Source organism: Cupriavidus sp. 01L43, from assembly GCF_056399925.1.
Genome location: NZ_JBFTSH010000011.1, coordinates 100113 through 117140, shown reverse-complemented (window position 1 = coordinate 117140; position 17028 = coordinate 100113). Strand labels below are relative to the sequence as shown.

At 65.3% G+C, this 17028-nt stretch carries 18 protein-coding genes and 1 pseudogene; 4 read left to right on the top strand and 15 right to left on the bottom strand.

Features of this window, described 5'->3' with window-relative positions:
* Positions 1-11: 11 nt before the first annotated feature.
* Positions 12-791 (bottom strand): enoyl-CoA hydratase, encoded by a 780-nt coding sequence (locus AC1DP9_RS18670; RefSeq protein ID WP_477105882.1) that lies wholly within the window; start codon positions 789-791, stop codon positions 12-14.
* A gap of 180 nt (positions 792-971) precedes the next feature.
* On the opposite strand from AC1DP9_RS18670, the gene AC1DP9_RS18665 reads away from it, so the two are divergent.
* A complete protein-coding gene (locus AC1DP9_RS18665; RefSeq protein ID WP_441593474.1) occupies positions 972-1586 on the top strand; it encodes an HD domain-containing protein in 615 nt (204 codons plus the stop codon).
* Here AC1DP9_RS18665 and AC1DP9_RS18660 read toward each other — a convergent pair.
* From AC1DP9_RS18660 to AC1DP9_RS18650, 3 genes are all read right to left on the bottom strand, one after another.
* Positions 1583-2416, bottom strand: coding sequence for a class II aldolase/adducin family protein (locus tag AC1DP9_RS18660; protein WP_477105884.1), 834 nt, complete (start codon positions 2414-2416; stop codon positions 1583-1585). The two genes, AC1DP9_RS18665 and AC1DP9_RS18660, sit on opposite strands and share 4 nt — an antisense overlap.
* A 73-nt stretch (positions 2417-2489) precedes the next feature.
* Positions 2490-3251 carry a MetQ/NlpA family ABC transporter substrate-binding protein gene (locus AC1DP9_RS18655; protein WP_477108205.1) on the bottom strand — a complete coding sequence of 254 codons (762 nt, stop codon included), beginning with the start codon at positions 3249-3251 and terminating at the stop codon, positions 2490-2492.
* A gap of 98 nt (positions 3252-3349) precedes the next feature.
* Positions 3350-4600 carry an acyl-CoA dehydrogenase family protein gene (locus AC1DP9_RS18650; protein ID WP_477108167.1) on the bottom strand — a complete coding sequence of 417 codons (1251 nt, stop codon included), beginning with the start codon at positions 4598-4600 and terminating at the stop codon, positions 3350-3352.
* 299 nt (positions 4601-4899) lie between these two features.
* Here AC1DP9_RS18650 and AC1DP9_RS18645 point away from each other — a divergent pair, with 299 nt between their 5' ends.
* Complete coding sequence (locus AC1DP9_RS18645) at positions 4900-5889, top strand: fatty acid desaturase (RefSeq protein WP_092299682.1); 990 nt, start codon at positions 4900-4902, stop codon at positions 5887-5889.
* Positions 5876-6703, top strand: coding sequence for a phosphate/phosphite/phosphonate ABC transporter substrate-binding protein (locus tag AC1DP9_RS18640; RefSeq protein ID WP_477108166.1), 828 nt, complete (start codon positions 5876-5878; stop codon positions 6701-6703). Before AC1DP9_RS18645 ends, AC1DP9_RS18640 begins: the two co-directional genes overlap by 14 nt.
* A 10-nt stretch (positions 6704-6713) precedes the next feature.
* Here AC1DP9_RS18640 and AC1DP9_RS18635 read toward each other — a convergent pair whose 3' ends face one another.
* The 8 genes and pseudogenes from AC1DP9_RS18635 to AC1DP9_RS18600 form a co-directional block, all read right to left on the bottom strand.
* Entirely contained in the window at positions 6714-7661 is a 948-nt protein-coding gene (locus tag AC1DP9_RS18635) for an ABC transporter ATP-binding protein (RefSeq protein WP_477108165.1), read from the bottom strand.
* Positions 7658-7984, bottom strand: coding sequence for an oligopeptide/dipeptide ABC transporter ATP-binding protein (locus tag AC1DP9_RS18630; RefSeq protein ID WP_477108204.1), 327 nt, complete (start codon positions 7982-7984; stop codon positions 7658-7660). The genes AC1DP9_RS18635 and AC1DP9_RS18630 overlap by 4 nt, the downstream gene beginning before the upstream one ends.
* 144 nt (positions 7985-8128) lie before the next feature.
* Positions 8129-8599: pseudogene (locus AC1DP9_RS18625) on the bottom strand (ATP-binding cassette domain-containing protein); the annotation flags it as partial.
* A 70-nt stretch (positions 8600-8669) separates the two neighbouring features.
* On the bottom strand, positions 8670-9548 hold the full coding sequence (locus tag AC1DP9_RS18620) for an ABC transporter permease (RefSeq protein ID WP_477108164.1): 879 nt from the start codon (positions 9546-9548) through the stop codon (positions 8670-8672).
* A complete protein-coding gene (locus AC1DP9_RS18615) occupies positions 9545-10543 on the bottom strand; it encodes an ABC transporter permease (RefSeq protein WP_092299694.1) in 999 nt (332 codons plus the stop codon). Before AC1DP9_RS18615 ends, AC1DP9_RS18620 begins: the two co-directional genes overlap by 4 nt.
* A 4-nt stretch (positions 10544-10547) precedes the next feature.
* Positions 10548-12152: an ABC transporter substrate-binding protein gene (locus tag AC1DP9_RS18610; RefSeq protein WP_092299697.1), complete on the bottom strand. Its 1605-nt coding sequence runs from the start codon at positions 12150-12152 to the stop codon at positions 10548-10550.
* A gap of 34 nt (positions 12153-12186) precedes the next feature.
* Positions 12187-13569 carry an LLM class flavin-dependent oxidoreductase gene (locus tag AC1DP9_RS18605; RefSeq protein ID WP_477108163.1) on the bottom strand — a complete coding sequence of 461 codons (1383 nt, stop codon included), beginning with the start codon at positions 13567-13569 and terminating at the stop codon, positions 12187-12189.
* A gap of 148 nt (positions 13570-13717) precedes the next feature.
* The gene (locus tag AC1DP9_RS18600; RefSeq protein ID WP_477108162.1) at positions 13718-14194 is read right to left on the bottom strand and encodes a nucleoside deaminase; all 477 of its coding nucleotides are present in this window, start codon (positions 14192-14194) and stop codon (positions 13718-13720) included.
* A 214-nt stretch (positions 14195-14408) separates the two neighbouring features.
* Here AC1DP9_RS18600 and AC1DP9_RS18595 point away from each other — a divergent pair, with 214 nt between their 5' ends.
* Complete coding sequence (locus AC1DP9_RS18595; RefSeq protein WP_092299706.1) at positions 14409-14594, top strand: hypothetical protein; 186 nt, start codon at positions 14409-14411, stop codon at positions 14592-14594.
* A 117-nt stretch (positions 14595-14711) separates the two neighbouring features.
* Here AC1DP9_RS18595 and AC1DP9_RS18590 read toward each other — a convergent pair whose 3' ends face one another.
* The 3 genes from AC1DP9_RS18590 to AC1DP9_RS18580 form a co-directional block, all read right to left on the bottom strand.
* A complete protein-coding gene (locus AC1DP9_RS18590) occupies positions 14712-15101 on the bottom strand; it encodes a DUF427 domain-containing protein (RefSeq protein WP_092299709.1) in 390 nt (129 codons plus the stop codon).
* Positions 15102-15372: 271 nt separating this feature from the next.
* Positions 15373-16080, bottom strand: a complete 708-nt coding sequence (locus AC1DP9_RS18585; protein ID WP_092299711.1) for a GntR family transcriptional regulator — start codon at positions 16078-16080, stop codon at positions 15373-15375.
* 90 nt (positions 16081-16170) lie between these two features.
* Complete coding sequence (locus tag AC1DP9_RS18580) at positions 16171-16926, bottom strand: TerC family protein (RefSeq protein ID WP_092299715.1); 756 nt, start codon at positions 16924-16926, stop codon at positions 16171-16173.
* Between the last annotated feature and the right edge of the window lie 102 nt (positions 16927-17028).

The window sequence follows — 17028 nt, the reverse complement described above, 5'->3', positions numbered from 1 at the left end:
AGCGTGCACGCTTACTGCTGCGTCACCTTCGAGAAATCCGGCTTGCGTTTTTCGGCGAAGGCGGCAAACGCCTCCCTGGCCTCGGCGCTCGTCAGCCGTTCCTGGAACTTGGCGCTCTCGCTATCCATCTGGGCCACCAGCGCCTCGGCTTTACGCATCAGCGCCTTCATCGCGCTGAGGGAACCGGCCGGCTTGGCGGCGATGCGCTCGGCCATGCGGCGCGCTTCCGCACGAAGTTGATCGTTGTTGCAGACCCTGTTGGCGATGCCCCACGCCACGGCAGTCTGGGCGTCCAGCGGCTCACCCATCGCAAACATCTCGAATGCCCGGGCGTGGCCGATGCACAGCGGCATCAGGTAGCTCGAGGCCGCCTCAGGCACGAGCGCGAGATTCACGAAAGGCGTGATCAGTTGCGCATCCTGCGCCAGCAGCACGTAGTCGCAATGCAGCAGCATGGTGGTGCCAACGCCGACGGCCTTGCCGTGGACCGCTGCAACGATGGGCACCGTCGCCTTGGCCAAGGCATGCAGAAAGCGGTGCACATGACGCTCGGCAGGACCCTTTCCCACCGCGATCGCTGCGAACTCGCTCACATCATTCCCTGCAGTGAACATGTCCCCATCCCCTTGCACCAGCAATACGCGGATGTTGCGATCGTGCTCGGCGCGCTCGATGGTATCAGCCAGCGTGCCGTACATCTGATTCGTGAGGGCGTTCTTCTTGTCCGGTCTGGCTAGCGTGATGGTCAGCACGCCGTCAGTCAGGTCGGTGCGAATTTCCGGGGTGGTCATGTCGGTCTCCATGGGTTTAAGTTCGTATGCGAAGTATATTGATACTTTGCATGCGAAGTAAAGTCCCTGCGGGTCGACGGCAAGCGGTCTTCTGTCCACTGGCGGGGGTAGCGCCTGAAGCACGCGAAGGTGGCTGCTAGACTTCTTCCTTCCAGTGATTCTTATCGCCTCGTGTTCACCATGGACCTTTCCCACCTGGAGCGGCAGCTCGCCTTCCTGAGAGAGATTGATCGACTGAAGAGCGTCGTAAGGATGTCGCCGCTGATCGATCGCTCGCGTCGAGAAAACAGTGCCGAGCATTCCTGGCATCTCGCCATGTATGCGCTCGTGCTGTCGGAGCACGCGGCGGCGCCTGTCGACGTGGTCCGCGTCGTGAAGATGCTCCTCCTCCACGATATTGTGGAGATCGATGCCGGCGATACACCGTTCCATGATCCGTCGATGCAGGCCGATCAGGTGGAACGGGAGCGCCAGGCGGCGGAGCGGATCTTTTCCTTGTTGCCGGATGCGCAAGCCGCCGAGTTTCGCGGTCTTTGGACCGAATTCGAGGCGGCGGAGAGCGACGACGCGAAGTTCGCCAAGGCGTTGGACCGCTTCCAGCCGCTACTTCACAACGTGGCAACGGACGGCGGCACCTGGGTCGCGCCTCAGGTCAGTGAGGAGCAGGTCTTCGCGCGTTACGGGCCGACCATCGAAAGTGGCGCACCCGCCCTCTGGGAGGTGGCCGCCCAGCTCGTACGGGAACACTTCAGCGATCCGCTGGCCGGGAAAGCCGATCTTGACGGGCGTGTCTAATCAAGCAGATCGGGTTCTGCATCCACCAACCCCGCGAAGAGGCTCTCGAACGCGTGCAACGAGCCTTCATTGCCGCCCACCTGGCCATGTGTGTGCCGCGCCGTGGCAGTGTCGATCAGTTGTGGTGTGCCGGCGGCTTCGGCAAGCAGTTGCGTGTGTGCGGCATTCTCCAGTGCGATGTACCACCAGGCTGTGGCTTCCACGGTAGGACCCGCCGTCAGGATGCCGTGGTTCTTCAGGATCGCTCCCTTGTGCGTCTGGCCGTTGCCCTTGTCCAGGGCCTGCGCAATGCGATCGCCCTCTGAACTATCTACGACCATACCGGTGAAATCATCGAACAGCACGTGGTCTTCAAAGAACGAGCACGCATCCTGCGTCAGAGGATCGAGCTTGCGGCCCAGCGTGGACCAGGCCTTGCCGTAGGTGGAATGCGTATGCGCGGCTGCTACGACGTGCGGGTGTGCCTCATGAATGGCCGCGTGGATGGCAAAGGCCGCCTTGTTCAGCGGGCGGTTGCCGACCACTGTTTCACCGCGGGCGTTCACGAGCAACAGGTCGGAGACGCGGATGCGCGAGAAATGCACGCCGAGCGGGTTGACCCAGAAATGATCGGGAAACTCGGGGTCCCGCGCGGTGATGTGCCCGGCAAGGCCGAGCGCGAAGCCCTGGCGTGCAAAGAGGCGGAAAGCGCCGGCAAGACGCTCCTGACGGTGCCGACGCTCGGCCGCCACGCTGGGGCGCTCAGGTAGCGGGTCGAACCAGAATTTCTGCCGCGGTTCTGGGTTGGGCGTGAAAGACGCCCGGTGTTCGAACGGAAAGACGGAGTTCATCGTTGGACCTTTGCGGCGATTCCCGCAGGCAATTCGTTGTCATTCACGCAGATGTCGCTGCGCGACTTCGGGATCAGAATGCAGGGATGATCGACCCCTTGAACTGGGTGTTGATGAAGTTGCGCACCTCGTCGGACTGGTAGGCCTTGACCAGTCTGGCCACCCATGGCTTTTCCTTGTCCTGCGGGCGCGTGGCAATCAGATTCGCGTAGGGGCCGCGTGCATCCTCGATCGCAATGGTGTCCTTCTGCAAGGACAGTCCGGCCTGGTAGGCATAGTCGTTGTTGATCGATGCCGCCGCGAGGTCAGGCAGCGCACGCGGCAACTGCGCGGCGTCGAGTTCCACCAGCTTGAGCTTGCGCGGATTCTCCACCACATCGAGCGGCGTCGCGTTGACACCGTTCTGGCCTACCCCCGCCTTCAGCTTGATCAGGCCCGCCCTTTGCAACAGCAGCAACGCGCGATTGCCGTTCGACGGGTCGTTCTGGATGCCGATGCGCGCGCCTTCCGGCAGTTGATCAATGCTGTGGTACTTCTTGGAGTAGATGCCGAGCGGCGCCGTGATCGTCAGGCCAGCCGGCACGATCTTGTAGCCACGCGTCTTGATCTGGCTATCGAGGAATGGCTTGTGCTGGAACGCGTTCGCATCGAGATCGCCAGACGCGAGCGCCTCGTTGGGCTGCAGGTAGTCGTTGAATACTACGACGTCGATCGTCAGGCCGTCCCGGGCGGCCACTTTCTTGACCACATCGAAGATCTGCTCCTGGTTGCCGGCGGAAATGCCTACCTTGATCTTCGATTTGTCCGGTGCGTCCTGCGCCGAGGCAGATCCCATGCCCCCGACCGCGCCGATGCCAACCCCAAGCGCCACGATGAGGGCGCGCGTCCATGTTTTCATTGTGAGAGTCCCTGATTGATGTGAGTTGCGAGGTGCTAAAACAGACCCGTGGTAGGTGGGGGCTGATCCTTGAGCAGCCAGGCGCCTACGGCAGCGGCTTTCCACTGGCGCGGATTGTGATTCGCCACGGTGCGTGCATTGCGCCAATGCCGATCGAGGTTGTAGGTACGATCACACGCCGATGCGCCCCCGACGTCGAACACGTACTCGGCACTCTTCAATGCGGCGCCCACGGCGAAGTACTGCGCCTGGGCCACATCGATGGACGCCCGCGTGAGCGAGGCATCGCTGAGGTGGGCGGCCCAGGCGGCGTCAATGGCGTCGGCGGCGCGCAGCGTGGCCGCTTCGGCCGCGTAGACTTCGGCGGCAATCTGGCCGATGGTCTCCTGCACATAGGGGTCATCCACCGAGTGCTCAGCCGAACTGTGCTTGATGGGCCGCGCCTTGTTGCGCGCGAACCAGATCGCATCGTTCAACGCGTTGCGTGCGATGCCGGCCTCGGTAGCGGCGAGGAAGAGCTGGAACACGGGCGTGACGGGATTCCGGCGGTCCCGCGGAACATGACTGCGGCGGACTTCGTCCGGCTCCACTCGCATGTCCGTAAAGCGCGTAGTGCCGCTGGCGGTGAGGCGTTGTCCGATGGTGTCGAAGTCATCGACGAGTTCCATGCCCGCGCGTTGGCGTGGCACCGTGAAATGAGTTTCCTGCCCGGTCTCGTCCAGGGCGATGGACGTGACCCAGTCCGCGTACAGTGCCCCGGTGCTGTAGTACTTCGTGCCGTTGACGACGTGATGGTCGTCGTTCCGCACGATGGTCGCCCTGACTTCGCCCTGCTTGCCACCGCGTTCGATGCCGCCATTCCCGATGATCTGGCCAGACAGTAAGCGGTTGAACCAGCGGTCGCGTTCGGCTTCGTTGTCCTGTCCTGCCAATATCCCTTCCACGAGGCCGAAGTTCGGCCGCAGAGATTGAGCGAGATTGGCGTCGACCGCCGCGAGGTCGATGACGAACTGGATCGTGTCCCGAATGCTGCCACCCGGGCCGCCATATGCCTTGGGTATCCTGAACGTCAGCAGGCCAGCGTTCGCGATCTTTCGGGCGAGCGCAAAGGGCAGCTCGCGCCGGGACTCACGCGCGCTGGCCTCGGCCGCGATCTCGGGCAGTAATGCCCTCGCGCGCTCGCGCAGCACGGCGACTTCCCCGGCCGGCGGTAGCGCTTCGCCGCGCGGGGCAGGGTGCGGGTTGACGGCCGCGTCGCGCGGCGCCAGCGTATCGATAGTTCCCATGTCGTCATCGTGGTTCGGGGCCACTCAGGGTAATCAATACGGCGGGAACGGCGAAGCACGATATCCGCATGTCGATATCGCTTGCGCGTGCGATTCATATGCGAAATCCGGCTGTGCGGTGGCGCGTGGGAATGCCGTCACGGTCGCCCACCGGCGTCGGGTGAATGAGCTCATGAGGAATACGCCGGGAAGTGCTCCGACACCGGGCACGCGCATATTCATATGGTCATTCAATCGTTCCGGTCCGGCGGCTCATGCCCGTAAGCTGAACGTCCATTTCCCGTTGCATCACAGCATTCATGGCCACCTACCTCGACAACAGACAGCGCGCCGAACTGGCCCACGCCGCCCGTCATTGGCTGTGGCGATCGGAATTGCCAACCTGGCTGCTGATCGTTGCCGTCTACGCGTCGTGGTTCGGCGTGGCGGTCAACGCCAACCGGATCGGGCTGCCGCTCGCCTGCGTGCTGCTGACGTTGGCGACCACGTGGTTCCTGTCACTGCAACATGAACTGCTGCACGGCCATCCCACCCGGCTGCCGTGGCTCAATGCCCTGCTAGGCGCCGCACCACTTGGCATCTGGCTGCCATACGGCATCTACCGGCGCTCACATCTGGAGCACCATGCTGCGGACCTCACCCATCCGGATGGCGATCCGGAAAGCTACTTCCTGTACGCCGGTGACTGGCACGCAGCCGGGCCGCTGGTGCGCAGGCTCTACGCGGCGCGCAATACGCTGACAGGGCGTGTGTTGCTCCAGCCGGCGTTTGCCATTGCCTCGATTGGCGCCGATGCCGTGGGCCGGGTTCGACACGGCAACTGGGAGGATGTGCCGACGTGGATCGCCCATCTGCTGGCGCTAGGCGTGCTGCTGGTGTGGCTCGATACCTCCTGCGGGATGCCGGCGTGGCTGGTGCTGGCGGGCGTGGGATACCCGGCGCTGTCGCTTGCCGCGATCCGTTCCTTCCATGAGCATCGTGTGGATCCGCCGTTTGGCGCGCGCAGCGTGATCAACGATGCCGGATGGGCGTGGCGGCTCCTGTTCCTGAACAACAACTATCACCTCGTGCATCACGATCTGCCAGCAGTGCCATGGTTTGCACTTGCTTGGGTCTATCGTCGGCGTGCCGGGGACTACCTGGCGCGCACCGACGGATTCCTGGTGCGCGGCTATCGCGAATGGATCTTTCGATACGCGTTGCGTGCCGTGGCACCGGTGGCGCATCCGGTGTATCACGCCCCGGCGGAGCGCCCCAGGGACGCAGGAGGACACCATGAGCGCACCTGAACGCTGGGTGGCCGCACTGCCGATGTACAACGTGAGCCCCGCCTTGCGGGAAGACTGGCACGCGCTGCTGGCTCGAATCGCGGAACGGCTGGCACGAAGCGATACGCCCGTAGCGTTGTCCGTCGTGGAGCCGGGAGAGGGCGCGGAGGCGCTGCACGCGTTCTGGCGTCGTGACGACGTACTGCTGTCGCAGACCTGCGGTTACCCGCTGATCCGTGGCCTCGCCGGCCATGTTCAATTGGTCGGGACGCCGAGTTTCGCGGCGCGCGGATGCGTGGGGCATCGCTATACCAGCGCGATCATGGTGCGTGCGAAGGATGGCCCTGCCACGTTGACAGACTGCCAGGGCATGCGGGTGGCATGCAACGATTGCACATCTCATAGTGGCATGAATGCGTTGCGCCACGCCGTTGCGCCACTGGCGCGCGACGGGCGATTCTTCGCGCACACGGTCTATACGGGTTCGCACCTGTGCTCGCTGGCGGCCGTTGCGGAAGGTGAGGCGGACGTGGCGGCCATTGATTGCGTCACGCTGGCCTTCGCGCGCGAGCACATGCCGGCGAAGCTGGAGGGCCTGCGCCAGATCGGCGAAACACGTGCTGTGGCAGGGTTGCCCTTCATCGCCTCGCGCCGGGTGGGGCAGGCGCTCCTCGACAATGTCAGGCTGGCGCTGCGCGCGTGCCTGCGCGAGGACGCCGCACTCTGCGCACGGCTACGGCTGCGCGACCTCGTGCCCGCCACGGTGGCGGACTACCTGCCGCATGCGCAGATGGAAGACGAGGCGCATCGCCGTGGATACGCCGAGTTGCGATGACGCCCTGCCACTACGCAACGTGGCAAGCTACCCAGTGACCCGCGTCACGCTCCCGCAAAACTGGTGCGGACTCGCGGCATTGTGCGCTGGCATACGCGCAACGGGTGTGAAAGCGGCAACCTGCCGGCGGCGCCAGTGGGCTGGGCAGTTCCCCCTCGATGACCGCGCCGGGACGCTCGCGCGCTTCGCGGCGCGCCGAAGGTGCCGAAGCGATCAACGCACGCGTGTACGGATGCAGCGCTGAATCCCAGACCGCATCGCGGGGGCCCTGTTCGACCACCTGCCCCAGATACATCACGGCGATGCGGTCGGACATATGGCGCACCACGGGGAGGTCGTGCGAGATGAACAGGTAGGCAATGCCGAGCGTGTCGCGCAGGTCCAGCAACAGGTTCAACACCTGGGCGCGGATGGAGACGTCGAGCGCGGACACCGCTTCGTCACAGACGATCAGGTCCGGTTCGAGCATCAACGCCCGCGCAATCGCCACGCGCTGACGCTGACCGCCAGACAGCTCATGCGGCAGCCGTGCGGCCATATCGGCATGCAGGCCGACCTTGTCGAGCATCTCCGCCACGCGCGCGCGCCGCGCTGCCGAAGCGCCCCGACGATGCACGATCAGCGGCTCCTCCAGCGCCCGTCCCACGGTGGTGCGTGGGTTCAACGAGGCGGCGGGGTCCTGGAACACCATCTGCAGGCGCGTACGGATCGTATCGAGCGCGCTGCCGCGCCGCGCGCCAATGTCCTCGCCATCGAGCAGCACGCGGCCGGTATCGACGTCCGTCAGGCGCATGGCCACGCGTGCCACCGTGGATTTGCCGCAGCCACTTTCGCCGACGAGGCCGAGCGTCTCGCCACGTGACACGTGGAGCGAAACGTCGTCAAGGGCCCGCACGACACCCGTCTGGGTTTGGAAATGCCGCGTGACATTGCGCAGCGCAAGCAACGGCTCGGTCATGCCGCCACCTCTTCGAGAACTGGGATGCTGCGCACCGGCAAGCTCAGCGGGGCATGGCACGCGGTTTGGCGACCGCCTTCGCTTCGCAGTGTTGGGATCTCCGTCCGGCATCGGGGCAGTGCGTGTGCGCAGCGCGGCGCGAAGGCGCAGCCTGGTGGCATGGCGGACAACGGCGGTACCGTGCCGGGGATCTCCGGCAGCCGCGCGCCGGGCGGGAGTGCCTCGATGGCAAGGGAGGCGAGCAGGCCCGCCGTGTACGGATGAGTGGGGTGTGACAGCAGGTCGCCCACATCACCGTGTTCCACGATACGGCCCGCGTACATGACGGCCGCGCGGTCGGCGGTCTCCGCCACCACGCCGAGGTCGTGCGTAATCAGCAGCATCGCCATGCCGGTCTCCGCCTGGAGACGCTTGAGCAGCGCAAGGATCTGGGCCTGGGTCGTGACGTCCAGCGCGGTGGTTGGCTCGTCGGCAATCAGCAGGTCGGGCTCGCAGGCCAGCGCGATGGCGATCATTGCCCGCTGCCGCATGCCGCCGGACAACTGGTGTGGATAGTCGCCGGCGCGCGCGGCTGGTGATGGCATGCGAACCTGCTCGAGCAGCCCCACCGCGCGTTCGGCAGCCTGCGCGCGCGTTACCTGCCGATGCAGGCGAATCGCCTCGGCAATCTGGTCGCCGATCCGCATCACGGGGTTGAGCGCAGACATCGGCTCCTGGAAGATCATGGCGATCCGGTTGCCACGGATGTCCTGCATCGCACGTGCGTCCAGCGCCAACAGGTCCGTGCCATCAAATAAGGCCTGTCCACCCGCAATCCTTGCCGTGCGGCGTGGCAGCAGGCCCATGATCGAGTAGGCCGTCACGGACTTGCCCGAGCCGCTTTCGCCAACGAGCGCCAGCGTCTCGCCGCGATCGATGTGCACCGAGACGTCGTGCAGCGCGGTGACGGGGCCGTTGGCGGTGGTGAAGGTGGTGCGCAGCGCGCGCACATCGAGCAGCGTCATGGCGTCAGCTCCGTCGTTGGCGCAGGTGGGGGTTCAAGGCATCGTTGAGACCGTCACCGAGCAGGTTGAAGGCCAGCACGGTCAGCACGATGGCAAAGCCGGGCAGGCCACAGATGTACCAGGCGTCCACGACTTGTTCGCGCCCACTGCCAATGATCGTGCCCCAGCTCATGACGTTGGGGTCGCCGAGACCGAGGAAGGCCAGCGAGGCTTCGGTCTGGATCGCGGTGGCAACCGTGAGGGTCGCCATGGCGATCACGGGCGGCAGCGCATTGGGCAGCAGTTGCGTGACGATGAGGCGCGTGTGGCCCATGCCGATGGTCTCGCCGGCGAGTACGAACTCGCGCTCGCGTAGCGACAGGAACTCGGCGCGTACCAGCCGCGCGGTGGCGGGCCATGACACCACGCCAATAGCCAGCACCACGGTTGTGACGGATGGCTTGAAGATCGCCACCAGCACCACGGCGAGGACAAACTTCGGCACCGTCTGGAAGACTTCGGTCAGCCGCATCAGTGCGGCGTCGACGCGTCCACGGAAATACCCGCCGATAGCGCCGACGGCAATGCCGAGGGTGGCCGCCAGCGCGGTACTGACCAGTCCGATCAGCAGCGAGACGCGCGCGCCGGCCGCCAGCCCCGTGGCGAGGTCGCGCCCCATGAAGTCGGTGCCAAGCGGGTGAGACGGGTCCTCGCCGGGCCACAGCATCGGCGGACCTGCCATTTCCCACGGGTCGCCCGGGAACACAACGGGCCCCACTACGGCAGCAAGGACGACGATCAGCATCAGCAGCGCGCCGAGCGAGACGGCCGGATGTCGCGTGATGGTGCGCCAGAGCGCCCGCGGACGGGATCGCGCGAAAACGGAAGCGGTCGCTGCAGTCATGGCCGTGCGCCAGTGCGGACCACGGCCACACGCGGGTCAATGGCCGCGTAAAGCAGATCGACGAAGATGTTCACAACGATGACCAGAAGCGAGCTGAGCAGCAGGATGCCGAGCAGCAGGTTGAAATCCCGCGCGAGGACCGATTCGAACGCAAGGCGCCCCAGGCCCGGCCAGCTGAAGACCGACTCGACGAGCACGGCCCCACTGAGCAGCGAGGCCACCTGATAGCCTGCCATCGTCACCAGCGGAAGCAAGGCGTTGCGCAGCGCGTGGACGAGCGTGACGCGGATCTCGCCAGCGCCCTTGGCGCGCGCGGTGCGCACGAAGTCTGCGCCGTCCAGCTCCAGCATCGCGGTGCGTACCAGGCGCGTGTAGACCGCCAGATAGAACGTTGCCAGCGTGCAGGCCGGCAGGATGGCGTGGCGCGCCACATCGCCGAAGTAGGCCAGCCCCGTATGGGCGGCGCTGACATCGGTCATGCCACCAGACGGCAGCCAGCCCAGTCGCGCGGAGAACAGCACGATGGCCATCAGGCCGAGCCAGAACGTTGGCATGGCGTAGGCCACCAGCGTTCCCAGCGAGATGAGGCGGTCGGGCCAGCGATGCACGCGCACGGCGGCCACGACGCCGAGGGCAATGCCAAGGACCAGCGCGATGCCCATGGCGAGCGTCATCAGCAACAACGTGGCCGGCAGGCGGTTCACGATCAGGGTGAAGACCGGCATGTTCTGGCGGTACGAAAAGCCGAGATCCAGCGTGGCGATCTGTCGCAGGTAATGCGCGAGCTGTAGCCACATCGGCTGGTCTAGCCCGAAGTTCGCGCGCAGTTGGGCCATGGTCTCGGGCGTCGCCGCGCCGGCCTCGCCGGCCAGCACGTCGACCACATCGCCGGGCGCGAGCTGGAGGATCACGAAGTTCAGCAAGGCAATGCCAAGCACCACGGGTATCACCTGCAACAGGCGCTGGCGCAGGAACACAAGGGCGGGGCGGCGCATGCGCTTATGCCTTGGGTGTGAGCCAGGCATCGGCATACGAGGCGAACAATCCGTCGCCCTGCGCAGTGGCCTTCCGGAAGCGCGCCGTCGATACCGTGACCCAGGTCTGCTCGACGAGATCCAGCACGGGCACATCTTCCTGCACGATCTGTTGCCAGTTGCGGATCAGCGCCTTGCGCTTGCCGTCATCGGCTTCGCGTCCGGCCGCCTCCATGATCCGGTCGAGTTCGGGATTCGAGTACCCCGAGCCGTTGGTCCACGGCGCGCCCTTGATGATGTTCTTGGTCCAGAACAGGCGCTGCACGCCGAGCGTGGGATCGGGCAGGCGATGCAGGCTCGAGATCATCAGGTCGTAATCCTGGTCAGTGAACACGCGCCGCAGGTAGGTGGCGGTGTCACCGGCGCGCAACTCCACCTCCACGCCGACGCGCGCAAGCGACTGCTTGATGAACTCGGCAGGCCGGCTGGCGGTGACGCCGCCGCCGCCATCGTAGTCGAGCGTGATGCGCAGCCGCTTGCCGTCCTTGCCGGGCTTGAAGCCAGCCTCGTCGAGCAGCGCCGCCGCTTTCTTCACATCGAAGGGGTACTGGCGGGTGTCGCCGGCGTAGTAGTTGACTACCGACGAAGGCACCGGACCCGTGGCCGGCTTGCCGTAGCCGAGAAACACCACCTTGAGCAGCGCGTTGCGATCGATCGCATGGGCGAACGCCTGGCGCACGCGTTTGTCGGCGAAGTAGGGCTTGCGCACGTTGAACTGCGTCAGGAAGATCGTTGCCAGGTAGCGGCCGTCGTCGGTGTTGATGCGGTAGCGCTGCTTGTCCTGGAAGCGGTTCAGGTTCGACAGCGGAATGCTGGAGCCGAGCGCCACGTCCAGCTCGCCGGCTTCCAGCGCCACGGTGCGCGCGGCGGCGTCTGGGATGAATTTGAAGACGATACCGTCGAGATAGGGCTGATCGGCCTGCCAGTAGTGCGGATTGCGCTCCAGCCGGACATGGCTGCCCTTGACCCACTCCTTGAACACGAACGGGCCCGTGCCAACCGGCGCGCTGTTGAGCGGGTTGCTGAGCACGTCCTTGCCTTCATACAGGTGGCGCGGCAGGATCTGCGCGCCGTAGGTGTTGATGTAGTTGATCAGGTACGGGGCCGGCGAGGACAGCCGGATGATGACCGTGTGCGGGTCCGGCGTGTCGACTGCCGTGACGTTGGCGAACGCTGCGCGCCCAAATGGATGCAGCTTCTTCCAGACTTCGAGCAGGGTGTACTGGACATCGGCGGCGGTGAAGTCCTTGCCGTCGTGCCACTTGACGTTCTTGCGGAGCTGGAAGGTGGTCTTGAGCCCGTCCGGCGAGGTGTTCCACGCCGTCGCCAGCGCGGGCACGGGTTTCAGGTTCAGATCGTAGGCGACCAGCCCTTCCAGCACCTTGCTGGAGACTTGCCCGATGTTCATGGTGGTGATGAACGCCGAAGTCAGCAGCGTGGGCTCCGGGGAGACGGCCACATTCAGCACGCCGCCGCGCACGGGGGCGGTGGCCTGGGCGAAGGATTCAGCGGAGAAAGGCAGGCCAATCGAGAGCAGGGTGGATGCAGCCAGGAAATCGCGGCGGTTCATGGATGGGTATGGTGTGATCGGTGGAAGAAGGCGGTCAGGCGGCAGCGCGCGACGTGGCGGGCTCCGGCGCGGATACCCGGCCAGATGGCCGGGGCAGGTCGAGGTGGTCGCGCAGGGTACGACCCGTGTACTCGGTGCGGAAGATGCCGCGACGCTGGAGGATGGGCACCACGCCCTCCACGAAGGCGCTCAGGCCATCGGGCAGCACGTCCGGCATCAGGTTGAAGCCGTCCGCCGCGCCCTGGCGGAACCAGTGCTCGATGTCGTCGGCAACCTGTTCGGGCGTGCCGACGATGACACGGTGCCCCCCACCGCCGGCCAGTTCGCGGATCAGCGCTCGCACGGTCAGCCCGCGCCGGCGGGCCAGCGCCACAGTGGTGTTGAAGAACGTGTGGTTGCCGTTGCCGTTGGCCGGCAGCATCAATGGCTCGGGCAGCGGCGCATCGAGTCGAAGGCGGTCGGTCGGGATGCCCAGCGTGCCGGCCAGCCGGTTAAGGCTGTAGTCCCACGGGATCAGGTCGACGAGTTCGTCGCGCCGGCGCAGCGCCTCCGCCTCGGTCGCACCGATGATGGTCGTGAGTCCCGGCAGGATCTTCACGGCGTGCGGGCCGCGCCCGATGGCTTCGGCCTGCGCGTTGATCCGCCGGCCATACTCGATGGATTCCTCGATCGACTGCGCCGCCGAGAACACCGCTTCAGCATGCCGCGCTGCCAGTTCCTGGCCGTCCGCCGAGCCGCCAGCCTGGAACAGCACCGGATGCCCTTGCGCCGAACGGGGCAGGTTCAACGGCCCTTGCACGCTAAACGACGCGCCGCGGTGCGCAATGGGCTGAAGTTTGCGGGTATCGACGAAGCGGCCGTCCCGCTTGTCGCCGATGAAGGCATCGTCCTCCCAGCTATCCCATAGCGCGCGCACCACGGTCGTGAACTCGTCCGCCCGCGCATAGCGCTGCGCATGGTCGGGCACGGCGTCGTGGCCGAAGTTGCGTGCCGAGGCAGCGTCGGCGGTGGTCACGACGTTCCAGCCCGCGCGACCGCCGCTGACATGGTCGAGCGTGGCAAAGCGGCGGGCGATGTTGTACGGCTCGTTGTAGCTCGTCGAGGCGGTAGCGACCAGCCCGATGTGCGTCGTGGCGGCGGCCACGCAGGCCAGTAGCACAGTGGGTTCCAGCGCAGTAATCGGCCGGAAGTTGATCTGGTCCGCAATGGCCGCGTTGTCGGCCAGGAAGATCGCATCGAACTTGCCGGCCTCGGCGATGTGGGCCAGCCTGACGTAGTGCTGCACGTCGGTGAATGCGAGCGGGTCGCTGTCCGGGAGCCGCCATGCCGACGGCACGAAGCCGCTGTGCAGCGCGTTAAGGTTCAGGTGCAGCTGGCGTGGGGCGCGTTGAGGATCGAGTTCCAGCGGAGCGGTCATGCGAGGGTCCTTTCCCGTACAAGCTACGCAGGATAGGGAAGGGCCTCTCGCAACGGAACGAAGGAAACACGATAACGATATGTGGCGTACGTGGCCGACCATCACCGCGCCACCCGGCCATCAAGGCGCCCGTGGCCGCTTCAGGTCCTCAGGATTTGGCCGTGCCCTGTCGGGTTCTCCAGTCCGCATACAGGTCCGCGACGCCGTCCAGCCTGACGGGCACATAGTCGATGTTCATTGACTGTTCCGCGAACGGCCGCGCCAAGTCCGCGTAGATCGCCGCTGTCGAAAGGCCGAACGGTTCCCCATCGTCATTCGAATAGGCGTACGCCACCTGCGTCACGCCGGCCAAGCGCATGGCCGCCATGCACATCGGGCACGGATGTCCGCTGGCATATACCGCGCAGCCAGCAAGGCTTGGGCGGTCCAACGCCTGGCTGGCAGCCCGGATGGCGTTCAGCTCGGCATGCGAGGTGGGATCGTTGGTGGTCAGGATTTCGTTGACGCCGGTGGCGATTACCTTGCCGTCGCGCACGATCACTGCGCCAAAGGGCCGTCCGCCGGCCTCCATATTGGCTTGGGCGAGCCGGATGGCTTCGCGCAGGAATGTTTCGGTATCGGTCATGGTGTGTCTCGAAGTCGTCATGAAGGCGATAGTACTGGACGCGGGGTGCGTTCCTCGTCGCTTCATGGCTGCCGGCGCCTGGTGGAATGTCCAAGGGGAAGACGGCTTGCGTTGCTTCCCTGCATACGTACTATCACCTAATGCTGCATTGCGACAATCCTTCTGCTACAATTCGGGAAAACCCCATAAGGGTAATCCCTCAAGGAAGGAAGCCATGAACACCCAATCCGACATCAAGATGACCGATCAACTCGAACGCGACCTGATCGAGCGCGAACTGGGCACGCAAAGCCTGGGTTTTGCCAACGACGTGAAGCGCGTTGTGGCTGCTGTGCAGAATGTTTTCTCCCGCCTGCAAGCGGAAGCGCGCAAGGCCAAGGTCGTCTACGCGAACGGTTAATCCGGTCAGAACACCCCTGTAGTGCCTGCGGCGCCTCCTGGCGCCGCCATTGAAAAGCCGACCCGCCGTACAGCCCTTCGAGGTGTGCGGCGGGTCGGCTTTTGGCTTTTTTGGTGATTAACGCGTCACTTCGATGCGATCGACACGATCCGGGTAGAAGGCCAGATGATTAGCGATCTGGGCAACCGCCTGATGGGGCGATTCGTAGGTCCACACGGCGTTGTCCGTGCGGGTGCCGCCGGCGGGAATGCTGTAGTAGGCCGCATCGCCTTTGTAGGGACAGTGGCTGGTGTGCTGGGTGCGCGTCAGTTGAGACATGTCCACGTCTTCGCGCGGAATGTACTGGACTGGCGGGTATGAGGCCTCGGCGAGCGTCAAGGCGCGGCGGGTATCGGCAACCACACGGCCCGCTACGGTCACCACCACGCGCCCGCCCTGGGGCGTGATCGTGATCGGATGATCCGGGCCGGGAATCCTGACGGATTTGTCGGCGGATTTGTCGGTCATGGCAGACCTCCCTAAGAAAGGAGGCGCGGCGATCAGGCCGCGCCTCAAAGAAAAAACCGCCACGGAGGTGACGTGAGGCCGAAAAGGGAGAGAAGAGCCTCGGCCTCGGTATGGACGATAGCAAGCGCGGCCGGCCCGGCATAGCACGCGCGAGGGAACACACTCTTCTCGTGGATTAAACAATCCACCCCAACATTCCAAAACAAAGCCCCGCACTGGGCGGGGCTGCTGGGGCTGTTGGGGCTAGGCGGGATCGAAAACTATCGATCAATCAAAACGATAGCGATTGACCGCCTGCTGACTGTTCCTCGATCCACAGCGACAGCCGCACCTTGTACGCCTGCTGGATATGGCGCCGGGCGATCTGCTCGGCCTGCGCCGGGTTGCGGGCCTCGAGCGCTTCCACCAGCGCCAGATGTTCCTCGTATGAGCCCCGGGCGCGGCCCGGCACGGCCAGCGTGGAGCGGCCGAGCAGCGCCATCGACTCGTGCAGCGAGCGCAAGGTCTTCAGCAGATAGCGATTGTGCGCGCAGCGGTGCAGCGTCTCGTGGAACAGGCGATTGTTGACCGCCAGCTTGTCGGGATCTTCGGCGAAGGCCAGGTCGCGCTCGACAATATCGCGCAACAACGAGATTTCCACATCGGTGGCGTGGCGGGCAGCCAGCGCGGCGGCAGTGGATTCCAGTACCTCGCGCATGACGTACAGCTCGCTCACCATGCTGGCGTCGAGCCGCGTCACCATCATGCCGCGATTCGGCTCGTTGACGACGAGCCCTTCGGACTCGAGCCGCGACAGCGCCTCGCGCACCGGCGTGCGCGACAACCCTAGCGATTCGGCCAGTTCCACCTCGCGCAGGCGCGTGCCGGGCGGCAGGTGGCCGGCCTGGATCGCGCCCCGGAGTTGTTGGTAGGCCCGTTCGGAACGCGGCAGCGACGCGCTCTGGTCGCCGTCGGCGCCGGCAAGATCCGCAGGAAGCATGGATGCGTGTGAGTGGGGATGACAGCAAAGACAGCCATCATACCCGCTCGGGCAGGCGGCTCGCCAGCCACCGCGCCCGAATACCCGATATCAGGCCGGCGGCGACGCCGCGCGCCGGCTGCGCCGCCGTCGCGCCAGCATATTCAACGCCTCCACGCCGCACGAGAACGCCATCGCTGTATAGATGTAGCCCTTCGGCACGTGGTGACCCAGCCCGTCGGCAATCAGCGTCATGCCGATCATGATCAGGAAGGCCAGCGCCAGCATGATGATGGTGGGATTGGCGTTGATGAAGTTCGCCAGCGGCGTGGCCGCGAACAGCATCACGGTCACGGCGGCGATGACGGCCACGAACATGATCGGCACGTGGTCGGTCATGCCTACGGCGGTGATGATGCTGTCGACCGAGAACACGAGGTCGAGCACCAGGATCTGGCCGATGGCCATCGCGAAGCCCGGCGCGGCGCGGGCGACCATGCCTTCCTCGCCGTGCCCGGGCTCGGGCGCGACGTGCTGATGGATCTCACGCGTGGCCTTCCAGACCAGGAACGCGCCCCCGGCGATCAGGATGATGTCGCGCCACGAAATGCCCTTGCCGAGGAGCGTGAAGACCGGCTCGGTCAGCGCCACGATCCAGGCAATCGTCGCCAGCAAGCCCAGGCGCATTACCAGCGCCAGGCTGATCCCCAGCCGTCGGGCCTTCTCGCGCATGGCCTCGGGCAGCTTGTTGGTCAGGATGGAGATGAAGATGAGGTTGTCGATGCCGAGCACGACCTCCATGGCCACGAGCGTGGCCAGGGCGGCCCAGGCGGCCGGGTCGCGCGCCAGCGCGAGTAGCGATTCCATGCGAACTCCTTGGTTGGGGTGGGCTGGGGCAGGGCTACCCGAAAGCGGACTACCAGGATCATGGTAGCGCACGCCGGCGGTGCAGGGGACATCAGATAGGGC

Excerpts from the sequence above, each read along its gene's own strand:
- AC1DP9_RS18640 (WP_477108166.1), top strand. The coding sequence starts at position 5,876 with ATGAGCGCACCTGAACGCTGGGTGGCCGCACTGCCGATGTACAACGTG.
- AC1DP9_RS18635 (WP_477108165.1), bottom strand. The coding sequence starts at position 7,661 with ATGACCGAGCCGTTGCTTGCGCTGCGCAATGTCACGCGGCATTTCCAA.
- AC1DP9_RS18620 (WP_477108164.1), bottom strand. The coding sequence starts at position 9,548 with ATGACTGCAGCGACCGCTTCCGTTTTCGCGCGATCCCGTCCGCGGGCG.
- AC1DP9_RS18610 (WP_092299697.1), bottom strand. The coding sequence starts at position 12,152 with ATGAACCGCCGCGATTTCCTGGCTGCATCCACCCTGCTCTCGATTGGC.
- AC1DP9_RS18595 (WP_092299706.1), top strand. The coding sequence starts at position 14,409 with ATGAACACCCAATCCGACATCAAGATGACCGATCAACTCGAACGCGAC.
- AC1DP9_RS18600 (WP_477108162.1), bottom strand. The coding sequence starts at position 14,194 with ATGACCGATACCGAAACATTCCTGCGCGAAGCCATCCGGCTCGCCCAA.
- AC1DP9_RS18605 (WP_477108163.1), bottom strand. The coding sequence starts at position 13,569 with ATGACCGCTCCGCTGGAACTCGATCCTCAACGCGCCCCACGCCAGCTG.
- AC1DP9_RS18655 (WP_477108205.1), bottom strand. The coding sequence starts at position 3,251 with ATGGGATCTGCCTCGGCGCAGGACGCACCGGACAAATCGAAGATCAAG.
- AC1DP9_RS18650 (WP_477108167.1), bottom strand. The coding sequence starts at position 4,600 with ATGGGAACTATCGATACGCTGGCGCCGCGCGACGCGGCCGTCAACCCG.
- AC1DP9_RS18665 (WP_441593474.1), top strand. The coding sequence starts at position 972 with ATGGACCTTTCCCACCTGGAGCGGCAGCTCGCCTTCCTGAGAGAGATT.
- AC1DP9_RS18590 (WP_092299709.1), bottom strand. The coding sequence starts at position 15,101 with ATGACCGACAAATCCGCCGACAAATCCGTCAGGATTCCCGGCCCGGAT.
- AC1DP9_RS18645 (WP_092299682.1), top strand. The coding sequence starts at position 4,900 with ATGGCCACCTACCTCGACAACAGACAGCGCGCCGAACTGGCCCACGCC.
- AC1DP9_RS18660 (WP_477105884.1), bottom strand. The coding sequence starts at position 2,416 with ATGAACTCCGTCTTTCCGTTCGAACACCGGGCGTCTTTCACGCCCAAC.
- AC1DP9_RS18580 (WP_092299715.1), bottom strand. The coding sequence starts at position 16,926 with ATGGAATCGCTACTCGCGCTGGCGCGCGACCCGGCCGCCTGGGCCGCC.
- AC1DP9_RS18585 (WP_092299711.1), bottom strand. The coding sequence starts at position 16,080 with ATGCTTCCTGCGGATCTTGCCGGCGCCGACGGCGACCAGAGCGCGTCG.
- AC1DP9_RS18615 (WP_092299694.1), bottom strand. The coding sequence starts at position 10,543 with ATGCGCCGCCCCGCCCTTGTGTTCCTGCGCCAGCGCCTGTTGCAGGTG.
- AC1DP9_RS18670 (WP_477105882.1), bottom strand. The coding sequence starts at position 791 with ATGACCACCCCGGAAATTCGCACCGACCTGACTGACGGCGTGCTGACC.
- AC1DP9_RS18630 (WP_477108204.1), bottom strand. The coding sequence starts at position 7,984 with ATGTACGCGGGCCGTATCGTGGAACACGGTGATGTGGGCGACCTGCTG.